General features: G+C 72.3%; 11 protein-coding genes. 7 read left to right on the forward strand and 4 right to left on the reverse strand.

Annotated features, from left to right (window positions below; genetic code table 11):
* Positions 1–247: 247 nt before the first annotated feature.
* The 3 genes from ACWGKT_RS08370 to ACWGKT_RS08380 form a co-directional block, all read right to left on the reverse strand.
* Positions 248–1,357, reverse strand: a complete 1,110-nt coding sequence (locus ACWGKT_RS08370) for a HAMP domain-containing sensor histidine kinase (RefSeq protein WP_356142132.1) — start codon at positions 1,355–1,357, stop codon at positions 248–250.
* Positions 1,354–2,094 (reverse strand): response regulator transcription factor, encoded by a 741-nt coding sequence (locus tag ACWGKT_RS08375; RefSeq protein ID WP_356142130.1) that lies wholly within the window; start codon positions 2,092–2,094, stop codon positions 1,354–1,356. Before ACWGKT_RS08375 ends, ACWGKT_RS08370 begins: the two co-directional genes overlap by 4 nt.
* A gap of 123 nt (positions 2,095–2,217) precedes the next feature.
* Positions 2,218–2,895 (reverse strand): spermine/spermidine synthase domain-containing protein, encoded by a 678-nt coding sequence (locus tag ACWGKT_RS08380; protein WP_453272975.1) that lies wholly within the window; start codon positions 2,893–2,895, stop codon positions 2,218–2,220.
* A 180-nt stretch (positions 2,896–3,075) separates the two neighbouring features.
* Between ACWGKT_RS08380 and ACWGKT_RS08385 the strand changes: the two genes are divergently transcribed.
* The 6 genes from ACWGKT_RS08385 (at position 3,076) to ACWGKT_RS08410 (ending at position 10,118) form a co-directional block, all read left to right on the forward strand.
* Positions 3,076–4,095 carry a rhomboid-like protein gene (locus ACWGKT_RS08385; protein ID WP_453272976.1) on the forward strand — a complete coding sequence of 340 codons (1,020 nt, stop codon included), beginning with the start codon at positions 3,076–3,078 and terminating at the stop codon, positions 4,093–4,095.
* A gap of 137 nt (positions 4,096–4,232) precedes the next feature.
* Positions 4,233–6,671 (forward strand): endopeptidase La, encoded by a 2,439-nt coding sequence (lon, locus tag ACWGKT_RS08390; RefSeq protein ID WP_453272977.1) that lies wholly within the window; start codon positions 4,233–4,235, stop codon positions 6,669–6,671.
* Between the two features lie 149 nt (positions 6,672–6,820).
* Positions 6,821–7,906 carry a serine/threonine-protein kinase gene (locus ACWGKT_RS08395; protein ID WP_453272978.1) on the forward strand — a complete coding sequence of 362 codons (1,086 nt, stop codon included), beginning with the start codon at positions 6,821–6,823 and terminating at the stop codon, positions 7,904–7,906.
* Positions 7,907–8,064: 158 nt separating this feature from the next.
* Positions 8,065–8,745 (forward strand): hypothetical protein, encoded by a 681-nt coding sequence (locus tag ACWGKT_RS08400; protein ID WP_453272979.1) that lies wholly within the window; start codon positions 8,065–8,067, stop codon positions 8,743–8,745.
* A gap of 119 nt (positions 8,746–8,864) precedes the next feature.
* Entirely contained in the window at positions 8,865–9,320 is a 456-nt protein-coding gene (locus tag ACWGKT_RS08405) for a hypothetical protein (protein ID WP_453272980.1), read from the forward strand.
* Positions 9,321–9,410: 90 nt separating this feature from the next.
* The gene (locus ACWGKT_RS08410; protein WP_453272981.1) at positions 9,411–10,118 is read left to right on the forward strand and encodes a hypothetical protein; all 708 of its coding nucleotides are present in this window, start codon (positions 9,411–9,413) and stop codon (positions 10,116–10,118) included.
* Between the two features lie 76 nt (positions 10,119–10,194).
* Here ACWGKT_RS08410 and ACWGKT_RS08415 read toward each other — a convergent pair whose 3' ends face one another.
* A complete protein-coding gene (locus ACWGKT_RS08415) occupies positions 10,195–12,567 on the reverse strand; it encodes a SpoIIE family protein phosphatase (RefSeq protein WP_453272982.1) in 2,373 nt (790 codons plus the stop codon).
* A gap of 259 nt (positions 12,568–12,826) precedes the next feature.
* Here ACWGKT_RS08415 and ACWGKT_RS08420 point away from each other — a divergent pair, with 259 nt between their 5' ends.
* Positions 12,827–13,063, forward strand: a complete 237-nt coding sequence (locus tag ACWGKT_RS08420; protein WP_356142114.1) for a response regulator transcription factor — start codon at positions 12,827–12,829, stop codon at positions 13,061–13,063.
* The last annotated feature ends 141 nt before the right edge of the window (positions 13,064–13,204 follow it).

Consider the following 13,204-nt stretch of genomic DNA (forward strand, 5'->3'; position numbering starts at 1 on the left):
TGGACAGCGGAAATAAAGGCTACGCCCCCCAGAGGGTGAAGTTCAGGTCGGGCCCGTTCATCGTCGCGTAAGTCACATCAGAAAGCGTGTTTCGCGGCTCGATATGGCGGGAAACAAGCGTGGTTCGCCTGGGAAAGGTATGCGTCGACCGCGGCCCCGGCGCGGCACAGGCGCGGGCCGTCGCTGATCACACGTGTCCGGCTGCGGGTACACGGGTGGATCTTGCGGCTCCGGTTCGAACTTTACGTCAACTTTGAACGGAAGGCTCTCCCGGAAGGGTGATGACAATCCGGCAGCCTCGCTCGGATTCGGCCACCCTGATCCGGCCGCCGTGCAGATCCACCGCCCAGCGGGCGATGGCCAGACCCAGTCCCGTGCCGCCGTCGCTGCCCGGACCGTGGGGACGGCTGACGGATCCCCGGTTGAAGCGCTCGAAGACCCGGTGCCACTCCGACTTCGGGATGCCCGGGCCCTCGTCCAGCACTTCGAGCTCCAGCGACTCCGGCCGGGACCCGCGGCGCGCCCGCACGGTGACCCGCCCGTGCGGCGGGCTGTGCTTGACCGCGTTGTCGATCAGGTTGGCCACGACCTGGTGGATGCGCTCCGGGTCGGCGTGCGCGGTCAGCTCCGGCGGGGAGACGTCGAGGTGCAGATGGACGTCCGTGCGCGTGTGGCTCCCGGAGCCCGAGGCGATGCCCGCGCGCGCGGAGGAGACCATGTTGGCCTCCTTCAGCACGCCCGAGAGGTACGGCCACACCTCGAAACGCCGCTTGCGCAGCGGTACGACGCCGTTGTCCAGCCGCGACAGGTCGAGGAGGGTCTCCACCAGACGTCCCAGCCGCTCGGTCTGCTTGAGCGCCGTGCGCATGGTCTCCGTGTCCGGCTCGGCGATGCCGTCCACGACGTTCTCCAGGACGGCGCGCAGGCCCGCGATCGGCGTGCGCAGCTCGTGCGAGACATTCGCCACGAGCTCCTTGCGCTGGCGGTCCTGGGCCTCCAGCTCGTCCGCCATGGCGTTGATCGTCTCGGCCAGGTCGCCCAGCTCGTCCCGGCGGTTCTCCTTCACCCGGCGCGTGTAGTCGCCGCGCGAGATGGACCGGGCGACCGCGGTCATCTCGTCCAGTGGCGAGGTGAGTGAATGCGCCACGAACTGCGTTATCAAGAGTGTGGCGATCATCGAGAAGACCGTGATGAAGCGGAGCTCCGTCTTGGTGTGCACCGCGATCATCGACAGACCTGTGGTGATCAGCACCGAGATGACGACGAGCGTGCCCAGCTTGGTCTTGATCGAGAACGGGCGTACGCGGCCCCAGGGCTCGTCCCCGGGGTCTCTCCGTGCGGCCGGCCCGTCGCTCATGGCGTCGGTGTCTCCAGCGCGTAGCCCACGCCGTGCACCGTGCGGATCCGCTCGGCGCCGATCTTCCGGCGCAGCGCCTTGATGTGGCTGTCGACGGTCCGGGTGCCGGAGGCGTCCGCCCAGTCCCACACCTCGGCCAGCAGCTGCTCACGGGAGAGCACCGCGCGCGGGGTGTTCGCCAGGCAGACCAGGAGGTCGAACTCGGTGGGCGTGAGGTGGACGTCCTCGCTGCGCACCCGCACCCGGCGCTGCGCGTGGTCGATCTCCAGCTCGCCCAGGCGCAGGATGCCCGAGCGCGGCGTGGCCGCCGCGACGGCGGCCCGCTCCACGCGGCGCAGCAGGACGTGCACCCGCGCGGCCAGCTCCCGCATCGAGAACGGCTTGGTCATGTAGTCGTCGGCGCCGACGCCGAGCCCGACCAGCATGTCGGTCTCGTCGTCGCGCGCGGTGAGCATCAGCACCGGCACCGGCCGCTGGGCCTGCACGCGGCGGCAGACCTCCAGGCCGTCGAAGCCGGGCAGCATGATGTCGAGGATCAGCAGATCGGGCTGCCAGGCCTCGGCGGTGTCGACGGCGGCAGGTCCGTCGCCCGCGGTCTGTACGAGAAATCCCTCGGCACGCAGTCGGGCCGCGATGGCGTCGACGATCGTCGGGTCGTCCTCGACCACCAGCACCCGGCGCTGAGCGCCCTGAGTGGCCGCCGCCGTACCGCTGTGGGAGGTATGTGTCTGCTCCATCGCCCGCCCCTGAGTGTGCTTTCCGGAACCAGTGGGGTGATTCCACGGTCTGCGCATGGTTGCGATTGACGCTTGAATGATCCGCGTCAGGGAAGCACATTACGGGGAGTCGCGGTCCGCTCGCTATCCAGGTCGTACGGCGAGGTGCACGGCGTCCGGAACGCCCCGGGCAACCGGGATCTCTTCGGTACGCACCTGATGGAACCCGGCATTCCGCAAGGTTCCCTCGAATTCCGGAGAGGGCTGGGCCGACCATACCGCGAGCACCCCTCCCGGCCTCAACGCCCTTGCGCAGCCTGCCAGTCCGGCCGGTGAGTACAGCCCTTCGTTGCCCTCGGTGACGGTCCAGCCAGGGCCGTTGTCGATGTCCAGGCACAGGGCGTCGTACGTGGCGGAAGTCTCATTGACGTGCGCGATCAGGTCGGTTTGGCGAATGTGTGTGCGGGCATCCGCGAGAGCGGACGCGGATACCTCGGACAACGGCCCGCGGCGGTGCCAGTCGATGACGGCCGGTTCCCGTTCGACGACCGTGATCCGGCCCCAGCGGGGGTCCGCCGCGGCGTGTGCGAGCGAGAACCCGACGCCCAGTCCGCCGATCAGGACGTGCGGTTCGGGGCGGTCGTCCAGGGCGTCGCGCGCGGCGTCGACCAGCAGGCGTTCGGAGCGGCCGTCGGAGGTGTCCATCAGGAAGCAGCCGTTGGCGATGATCTGGAGCGACGCGCCGTGCCGCCGCAGGACCACCTCCCCGTACGGGCCCTCGCGACGGTCCAGGACTACGGGGGTGTCGTACGCGCCGGTCATGGGTCCATCCTGCCTGAACCGGGCCTTGCGGCCAGGGGAATTGCGCGTGCCGGGCAGGGCTGGAGCGGGACTGGTGTTTCCTCGGAAAATCCTGTGAATCCGGGGCCCACGTGGCGTCGGTCATAGACAGCGGCCCATGCGACACGAAGGGTGGGGCGAAACGGAAGGGAGCGCCTCACCGTGGAACATGCCGCGACGGCCTCGACGACGCCCTCGCCCACGTCCCTTCCGGACCACCCCGAACCGCCCCTGCCCCCCGCCCCGGCCGACCTGCTGGACGGCATGCCGCGCCAGCGGGGGCCGGTGCCGGTCGCCGGGGCGAGTGTCCTGGCGGAGGCCGCGGTGAGTGTGGTGGCGAGTGCCGAAGTGGGCGCGCTCGCCGGGGCCGTGGCCGTCGCCGAAGCCCCCTCGGTGGCGAGGCCCGTCGCCGTGGGCGCCGGAGCGGGTGCGGTGGACGCCTCGATCGCCGTACCGAGTCGCTTCGCGGGCCCCTGGGTTCGCGGCGTCTTTGTCCGGCTGCGTGCCCTGCGGCCCTGGCGGCTGTTGCCCACCCCCACCGGTACGCCGTTCACCTTCGCCTACGCGGCCGTGCTCGCCGTCACCTCGCTGGTCGCCACGTACGCGGACCCGGCGCTCGTGCACGCGCTCTACCAGGACTCCAGTACCGATGTGGTGCATCTGGTGCGGTCCCCGGTACTGGTGTTGACGGCGAGCGCGCTGTGGATCGCGGGCGGCCTGGTGTCGCCGTACGCGCTCTGCTTCCTGGTCGTGCTCACGGCGCTGGAACGGCGCGTCGGGGGAGCGCGGGCGGCCGGTGTGTTCCTGCTGGGGCACGGGCTGGCCACCCTCGCGACCGAGGTGCCCGTGGGGCTCGCGGTCGTGGTGGGGCACCTGCCCGACAGTTCCCTGCACCGCCTGGACTACGGCATCAGCTTCGGCGTGGCCGCCAGCACCGGCGCCCTGGCCGGCCTGCTCGCCCACTGGCTGCGCTGGCCCCTGCTGGCCCTGTTCGGCGGGATGGTGGTGACCGACCTGATCGCCTTCGCGGACCCGATGACCAACTGGGGCCACCTGATCTCCCTGACGATAGGGATCGCCACCTGGCCCCTGGTCCGACGCTGGCAGCAGGCCCGGAACGCGACACCGCGGCTCGTCCAGCCGGCCGGCCGGGTCGTCCGGCTCACCACCCCGAGGGCATAAGCGCGCCCGCTCCCTGGTTTTCGCAGGTGAGGCGGGGCTGTTTGGTGATCGCTCAGAGCGAACGCGGGCGGGGGAACAATCGTGGGCTCACATGCATTGAGTCGGCATAGCTCAACTTGACTGCCGAAGGGGAGATCATGGCTGCTGAGTCCACGGCGTTCACACCGCTCACTCTGCCTGTGCTGCCGCTCGACGACGAGGTCGTGCTGCCCGGGATGGTGGTACCGCTGGACCTCAACGACCCCGATGTACGCGCCGCGGTGGAGGCCGCCCAGGCCGCCGCCCGTACGGAGCCCGGAAAGCCGAAGGTTCTCCTGGTGCCACGCGTCGACGGGACGTACCCGGGCACGGGTGTGCTCGGCACGGTCGAGCAGGTAGGCCGGCTGGCGGACGGTGACCCGGGAGCGCTCATCCGTGGCCGCGGCCGTGTGCGGATCGGCGCCGGGACCACCGGACCGGGCGCCGCACTGTGGGTCGAGGGCACGCGCATCGACGAGCAGGTGCCCGAACAGCTGCCGGGCCACGTCGGCGAACTGGTCAAGGAGTACAAGGCGCTCGCCACCGCGTGGCTGCGCAAGCGCGGCGCCTGGCAGGTCGTCGACCGCGTCCAGGCCATCGACGACGTCTCCGCGCTCGCCGACAACTCCGGCTACTCGCCGTTCCTGACCACCGCACAGAAGATCGAACTGCTGGAGACGGCCGACCCGGTCGCCCGTCTGAAGCTCGCCACCCAGCAACTGCGCGACCATCTCGCCGAGCAGGACGTCGCCGAGACCATCGCCAAGGACGTCCAGGAGGGCGTCGACAAGCAGCAGCGCGAGTTCCTGCTGCGCCGTCAGCTGGAGGCCGTCCGCAAGGAACTGCGCGAGCTGAACGGCGAGAACGGCAAGGACTCCGCCGAGGAGTCCGACGACTACCGCGCCCGCGTCGAGGCCGCCGACCTGCCCGAGAAGGTGCGCGAGGCCGCCCTCAAGGAGGTCGACAAGCTGGAGCGGTCCAGCGACCAGTCGCCCGAGGGCTCCTGGATCCGCACCTGGCTCGACACGGTCCTGGAACTCCCGTGGAACCGGCGGACTGATGACACTGGCGTGTACGACATCCAGGGCGCCAAGGCCGTCCTGGACGCCGAGCACGCGGGCCTTCAGGACGTGAAGGAGCGGATCACCGAGTACCTCGCGGTGCGCAAGCGCCGCAGTGACCGCGGCCTGGGCGTCATCGGCGGCCGGCGCGGCGGTGCCGTACTGGCCCTGGTGGGCCCGCCCGGCGTGGGCAAGACCAGCCTGGGCGAGTCGGTCGCGCACGCGATGGGCCGCAAGTTCGTCCGCGTCGCCCTCGGCGGCGTCCGGGACGAGGCCGAGATCCGCGGCCACCGGCGTACGTACGTCGGGGCGCTGCCCGGCCGCATCGTCCGCGCCATCAAGGAGGCCGGGTCCATGAACCCGGTGGTCCTGCTGGACGAGATCGACAAGGTCGGCTCGGACTTCCGCGGCGACCCGGCGGCCGCCCTGCTGGAGGTCCTCGACCCCGCGCAGAACCACACCTTCCGCGACCACTACCTGGAAGTGGAACTCGACCTCAGCGACGTGGTGTTCCTCGCGACCGCCAACGTCCTGGAGGCCATCCCGGAGGCCCTGCTGGACCGTATGGAACTGGTCCGGCTGGACGGCTACACCGAGGACGAGAAGGTCGTCATCGCCCGCGACCACCTGCTCCCGCGCCAGCTGGAGCGGGCGGGCCTGGACCAGGACGAGGTCACGCTCGACGAGAGCGCGCTGCGCAAGCTGGCCGGCGAGTACACGCGCGAGGCGGGCGTGCGCACCCTGGAGCGCGCGATCGCCCGGCTGCTGCGCAAGGTGGCCGCCCAGCACGAACTGGGCGAGCGGGAGCTGCCGTTCACCGTCACGGACGGCGACCTGCGCGGCCTGATCGGACGGCCGCACCACGTGCCCGAGTCGGCCCAGGACCCGGCGGAGCGCCGCACGGCCGTACCGGGCGTGGCGACCGGCCTCGCGGTCACCGGGGCGGGCGGCGACGTCCTGTACGTCGAGGCGTCGCTGGCCGACCCCGAGACCGGCGGCGCGGGTCTGACCCTGACCGGCCAGCTGGGCGACGTGATGAAGGAGTCGGCGCAGATCGCGCTGAGCTTCCTGCGCTCGCACGGCGCCGAACTGGAGCTGCCCGTCGCCGATCTGTTGGACCGGGGCGTGCACATCCACTTCCCGGCGGGCGCGGTCCCGAAGGACGGCCCGAGCGCCGGCATCACGATGACGACGGCCCTCGCCTCGCTGCTGTCGGGCCGGCTGGTCCGTACGGACGTGGCGATGACCGGCGAGGTCTCGCTGACCGGCCGGGTCCTGCCGATCGGCGGCGTGAAGCAGAAGCTGCTGGCCGCGCACCGCGCCGGGGTGACGACCGTCGTCATCCCCAAGCGCAACGAGCCCGACCTGGACGACGTCCCGGCCGAGGTGCTGGACAAGCTCGACGTCCACGCCGTCACGGACGTCCGCCAGGTCCTGGAGCTGGCGCTGGCGCCCGCCACGAGCGGCGCGGCGCCGGAGGTTCCGGTCGCGGCGTGACGGACGTGACCGGATGGGCAGGGCCCGGGTCCCGTGAGGGAGGCCCGGGCCTTCGCCTTGTCCGCGAACACGCGTACATGTGGATCACTGGGTAGAATTCAGGCAAGAACCAGCCCTCCGCAGCCGACCGGGGTGAGGGTGGTGTCTTGATGAACCGGGCCTCGAACGACGTGAGTCGGCCCGCCGGCCGACCCTCCGGCCTGATCGGGTCGGAGATCGCGGGCTACCGGGTGGAGCGGGAGCTGGGCCGGGGCGGCATGGCCGTCGTCTACTGCGCCACGGATCTGCGCCTGGAGCGCACGGTCGCCCTGAAGCTGCTCGCCCCCGAGTACACCCGCAACGACGCCTTCCGGCGCCGCTTCGCCCACGAGTCCCGGGTGGCCGCCGCCATCGAGCACCCCCACATCGTGCCCGTCTTCGAGGCCGGCGAGACCGAGGGCGTCCTCTACATCGCCATGCGCTACGTCTCCGGCCTGGACCTGCGTGCCCTGCTCGACCGCGAGGGCCCGCTCCCCGTGCCGGCCGCGCTGCGCATCGCGGCCCAGCTGGCGTCGGCACTCGACGCGGCCCACGCCCGCGACCTGGTGCACCGGGACGTCAAGCCCGGAAACGTCCTGGTCGCCAAGGGGGTCGACAGCGAGCACCCCGAGCACGTCTACCTCACGGACTTCGGGCTGGCCAAGAAGTCGCTCTCGCTCACGGGGTTCACCACGGCCGGCGAGTTCGTCGGCACGCTCGACTACGTGGCGCCGGAGCGGATCACGGGCCGTCCGGTGGACGGCAGGTCCGATCTCTACAGCCTCGCCTGCGTCGTCCAGGAGACCCTCACGGGGGAGCCGCCCTTCCGGCGGGAGGAGGACGTCGAGCTGCTGTGGGCGCACCAGTACGACCAGCCGCCCGCCCTGACCGAGCAGCGCCCCGACATCCCGCGGGCCGCCGACGACGTCCTGAAGAAGGCCCTGGCCAAGGCTCCGGACGCCCGGTACGACTCCTGCCTGGAGTTCGTGGCCGCCCTGCGCACCGCCACGGCCGGGGCCGTGGGCGCGGCCGAGGGCGGCGCCGCCGGGCAGCGTGGGCGCACGCCCACGCTGGTGGATCCCGGGGCGGTCGGCGCCCCGGTGGACACCCCCACCCACCCCGGGACGGTCAGCGCCCCCGTGGCTCCCGGGCCGCCACCGGACCCGCCCGCCTGGGCCGGGCCGGTCCTCAGGGGGCGGAGCGGAGAGCGGACGTAGTCCGCACGCGTCGCGCAAATACCCGGCGTCTCCCGATACGTCAAGTCCCGAGTCCTCGGAACGTGACCGCGCCGTGGCGTTCGGGCCTACTTGAAGTGCGGGCCGAACCGGAAATACCGGAAACGGAAAATGGCCCCTCGATTAAGTAGGAGAAAATCATGACGCGCATCAACAAGAACCACGACCAGGCCCGCCCCAAGCGCGGTTTCCGTCTCTCGACCGCCGTCGCTTCGGCTGTCGTGGTTGCCGGGGGAATCCTGCTGCCGGCCACCGCCGCGTCGGCGGGGACGATGCCCGACGCAGCGGCCGTGACGCAGATGGCCACGCACCACGACGACCATCACAACGAGCATCACGACAAGCACCACAACAAGCATCACGACAAGCACCACGACAACCACAAGGACAAGAAGAAGGGCAAGGGAGGCAACGGCGGCAACGGCGGTAACGGCGGCGTCCAGGGCGGTGACGGCGGTAACGGCGGTAACGGTGGCGTCGAGGGAGGCGACGGCGGTAACGGCGGTAACGGTGGCGTCCAGGGCGGTGACGGCGGTAACGGCGGTAACGGTGGCGTCGAGGGTGGCGACGGCGGTAACGGCGGTGCCGGCGGTGTCCAGGGTGGCGACGGCGGTAACGGCGGTACGGGCGGTGTCCAGGGTGGCGACGGCGGTAACGGCGGTACCGGCGGTGTCCAGGGCGGTGACGGCGGTAACGGCGGTGTCCAGGGTGGCGACGGCGGTAACGGCGGCGACGGTGGCGTCCAGGGCGGCAACGGTGGCGACGGCGGTGCCGGCGGTGTCCAGGGCGGCAACGGTGGCGACGGCGGCGACGCCATCTGACCGAAGCGCACCTGCGGTCCGGGCGGGTTTCTGACACCCGGGCCGCGATGCCCAGGGCGACGGGGGCGAAGGCCTACCGGGCCGTAGCCCCCGTCGCTTCCTCCCGGAAGGAGACCCCCATGTCCAGGAAGTCCTGGCGACGCCCGACCGCCCTGGTGGCGACCGTGCTTGCCACCGCACTCGGCGCCGCGTGCTCCGCCCACACACAGCAGAGCCCCGCGCCCGAGCAGCCCGCCGCGGCCCACGCCGCCGACACCCACAGCGACTCCGCGGGGTGCGGCTCGGGCGGAGCCGGCGGCCGGGGAGGAGACAGCGGCGAGGGCGGCGAGCCCGGCCGGTCGGGCGAGCCCGGCAATCCCGCCACCCACGAGTGCACCCGGTACAGCGACCTGCCGGACAAGCCCAAGGACGAGCTCGACGTGGCGGACAAGGCCCGCGTCGTACTGGTCCTGCTGAACGGCGGCGCGACCAAGGAGCAGATCGCCAAGAAGTACAAGATGCCGGAGCACGAGGTCGAGACCTGGAAACAGGCGTATCTCAAGGGCGACTGGGCCGTGCTGATGGGCAACGGCTGAGCCCCCGAATCATTCCCGCACTCTCGCGAATTCTCGCCTTCGAGTCCTTCGCAACAAGTCCTTCGAAAAGGGAAAAGGAAAAACACTCTCATGAACAGCAACTCCCGGAAGAACAGCCTGGCCGCGGCCGCCGTATCAATTCTCTTCGCCGCGGGCGGCGTACTGATCCCGGCAGGTTCGGTATTCGCCGCGCCGGCGCTGCACGGCCAGGTCGCGTCGGTCGGGACCGGGGTGCACAAGGACGGCCACAAGAAGGACGGGAAGGACCGCGACAAGAAGCATCACGACAAGAAGGGCCACAAGGACCACCACGACCGTCACCGACATGACGACGACCACGGGCGCCACGGCGACGACGACTCCTGCCGCAGCGGCAACGGTGGCAACGGCGGCAATGGCGGCGACGGCACGGGCACGACCCCGCCGATCTGCACCGCGCCGGGCCAGAGCGGCACCGGCGGGGCCGGCGGACGCGGCGGCCGGGGCAACTGCGGCGGCCGCGACGGAAGCGACGGGCGCGGTGGCAGCGGCACCGGCGGCGGCGACGGCGGCCCCTGCCCCGAGCAGCCCGGCTCGCCCTCCCCGGAGAGCACGGACCCGGGCAAGCCGTCGACGCCGGACACCCCGTCCACTCCGGACACCCCGTCCCCCACGGAGGAGCCCACCACTCCGGACCAGCCGTCCACTCCGGACCAGCCCACCACTCCGGACCAGCCCTCGACCCCGGACCAGCCCTCGACCCCGGACCAGCCCTCGAGCTCCGACACGGGTGACTCCGGTGACGTGATCGTCAACTGACCGGTCGACCGGGGACCCGGCCGGACGAAGAACGGGACCAGCCCGCCCCGCCGCCCCGCGGCGGGGCGGGCTCGTGTCAGCCTCCGGACAGCGACTGCTCGGCCCAGACGGTCTTGCCCACCCGGTCGTGGCGGGTGCCCCAGCGCTCGGCGAGCTGGGCGACCAGCAGCAGGCCCCGGCCGCCCTCGTCGAAGATCCGGGCGCGGCGCATGTGCGGGGTGGTGCTGCTGGAGTCGAAGACCTCGCAGGTCAAAGTGGAGTCCTGGTGGATCAGCCGCAGCTGGATGGGCGGCCGGCCGTAGCGGATCGCGTTGGTGACCAGCTCGCTGACCATCAGCTCGGTGACGAAGGCGGCGTCCTCCAGCCCCCACACCGTCAGCTGCTGGTCGGCGTACCGGCGGGCCGTGGAGACGACGGTCGGGTCGCTCGCCAGTTCCCAGGCGGCGACCCGGTCGGCGTGCAGGACCCGGGTGCGGGCGACGAGCAGGGCGATGTCGTCCTCGGGCCGGTGGCTCAGCAGCTCGGTGAGGACCCGGTCGCAGACCGCGTCCAGCGTCGTCGCGGGGCGGGCGAGCGCCGCGAACATCTTGTCCAGCGCCTCGTCGATGTCGTGGTCGCGGGCTTCGAGCAGCCCGTCGGTGTAGAGGGCGAGCAGGCTGCCCTCCGGCAGCTCGGTGTCCACCGCCTCGAAGGGCAGACCGCCGAGCCCCAGGGGCGGGCCGGCGGGCACGTCGAGGAAGCGCACGGCGCCGTCCGGGGTGACCACGGCGGGCGGCGGATGGCCGGCCCGCGCCATCGAGCACCGGCCCGCGACCGGGTCGTAGACCGCGTACAGACAGGTCGTGCCGATGCCGCCGGCGGTCTCGGCGGCCGGGTCCGTGCTGCCCTCGTCCTGGGCCAGGTGGAGGACCAGGTCGTCGAGGTGGGTGAGGAGTTCGTCGGCCGGCAGGTCGACGTCGGCCAGGGTGCGCACGGCGGTCCGCAGCCGGCCCATGGTGGCGGTGGCGCGGAGGCCGTGGCCGACCACGTCGCCCACGACGAGGGCCACCCGCGCCCCGGACAGCGGGATCACGTCGAACCAGTCGCCGCCCACGCCGGCCCGGGTGGCGGCGGGCAGATAGCGGGTGGCGATCTCCAGCGCCGCCTGATTGGGCAGCGTGTGCGGCAGCAGGCTGCGCTGCAGCGCCATGGTGGTGGTGCGTGCCCGGGCGTACCCGCGGGCCTTGTGGATGTGGGCGGCCGCCCTGCCGGTGAGTTCCTCGGCGAGCCGCAGATCGTCCGGGCCGAACGGCTCCTCCCGCTGGTGCCGGCCGAACAGCGCCACACCGAGCGTGTTGCCCTGGGCGAGCAGCGGCACCACCACCAGCGAGTGCGTCCCGTACGCGCGCAGCCAGTCGGCGCTCGGGTCCAGGGCCGCCCACCGGGCGACGGCCGGATCCGTCGTCTCGTACAGGACGGGACGACCCGAGGCCAGGCACTGCGCGGGCGGGGAGTCCGCCTGGTAGGTGGTCGTCTCGCCCGGTTCGGTCCCCGACGCGGGGGCGTCGCCGTCCGCGACGGCCCGCACGGCGGCGCGGCGCAGGACCACCGGTCCCGATGCCGCCTCTGCGGACACCTCGTCCGCGATCCGGGGGCTGTCGAGCAGGTCGACGGCGGTGAAGTCGGCGAGCCGGGGGACCGTGACCTCGGCGAGTTCCTGCGCGGTGCGGCCGAGGTCGGCGGTGGTGCCGATGCGCGTGCCGGCGTCGCTCAGCAGCCGCATCCGCTGGTGGGCGGCGGCGTCCTCGGACCGCTGGTGCGCCGCCAGGCAGACGGCGCGCACCCGCCCCGCCGCGTCCTTCAGCGGGGCGAGGACGACGGGCCGGCCGAGTTCCGGGGCGAGGCGGGCCTCCACCTCCTGCGGCTCACCGGAGTCCAGCACCTCGCGCAGTTTCGCGTCGGCCTCCTCGCCGCCGGCGCCGGGCGCGATGTGCGGCAGGCGCAGGCCCCGCATCACGGCCTCGGGGAGGGAGAGCGCGCGCTCCATGCGGCGGTTGGCGCGCACCAGGCAGCGGTCGGTGTCGAAGACCGAAAGGACGAACGGGGACTGGTTGAACGCCCATTCCTCCAGCGCCCAGCCCTCGGGCGCGCGCGGTCCGGTCGCCACGGCCGTCACCACGAGCCAGTCGGTCACCCCGTCGTCCGCGGTACGGCGGTGGGCGAGCAGTCCCACCTCCAGGCGCCGGCCGTCCAGATGGCGCAGCGCCACGCTGCCGTTCCACCGGTCCCGCCCGGCCAGGGCGCGCCGGGCCGCCTCCGCGCCCTCGGCGGCGAGCAGCGCGGTGGCCGCCCGGCCGACGACGGCGGAGGGTTCGTGACCGAGGAGCCGCCGGGCCCCCTCGCTCCAGCTGGTCAGGATGCCCTGTTCATCGATGGTGGCCGTGGCCGTGTACGTCGACTGTCGCTCCATCGCCGCTCATCCCGCCCTTGCTCGTCGGGCTCTCCTCCCCAGCATGATCCCGAGCGGCACGGAGCACCAACGCGAGGCCCGGGCGCCGCACGGCGAGGAGCCGGGGCGACTCCGAGAAATCTCCGTGAGCGGGGAACCGCGCTCCGGCTTCGCTGCGTGAAAGGGGACAAATCTCTTTTATTCCGGCATTACGTCTCCTGCTGTGGGGGTGCGAGTAGAGAGGACCGAGTCGCCGGGCCGATTCGTCGGAGGACGTCTCATGTCTGACCCACCCACTCCACGCACCGGAGCGCCGGTTCCCGTGTGTCCCGGGCTGACCCCGCGCGAACGGGAGACGCTGCGGCACATCGCGGCCGGGCGCACCTACGTGCAGGCGGCCCGCGCCATGGGGCTGTCCCCGCACACGGTCGACACCTATCTGCGCCGCATCCGGGCCAAGCTCGACGCCGCCAGCACGGCCGAGCTGACCCGGCTGGCCATCGCCCTCGGCCTGTGACGCCCCGGCCCACGCGTTCCCACGGGGACGGCGGGCCCCCCCCCGGGGGGGCGGCGCCCGGGGCCCCCGGCGCGGGGAGAACGTTTGGGATTCCAGCGCCCCGCGCCCCGCGCCGGTGTAAGAATGCGGGTGCCCCCCCCA

It is taken from the genome of Streptomyces sp. NPDC054794 (assembly GCF_053611585.1).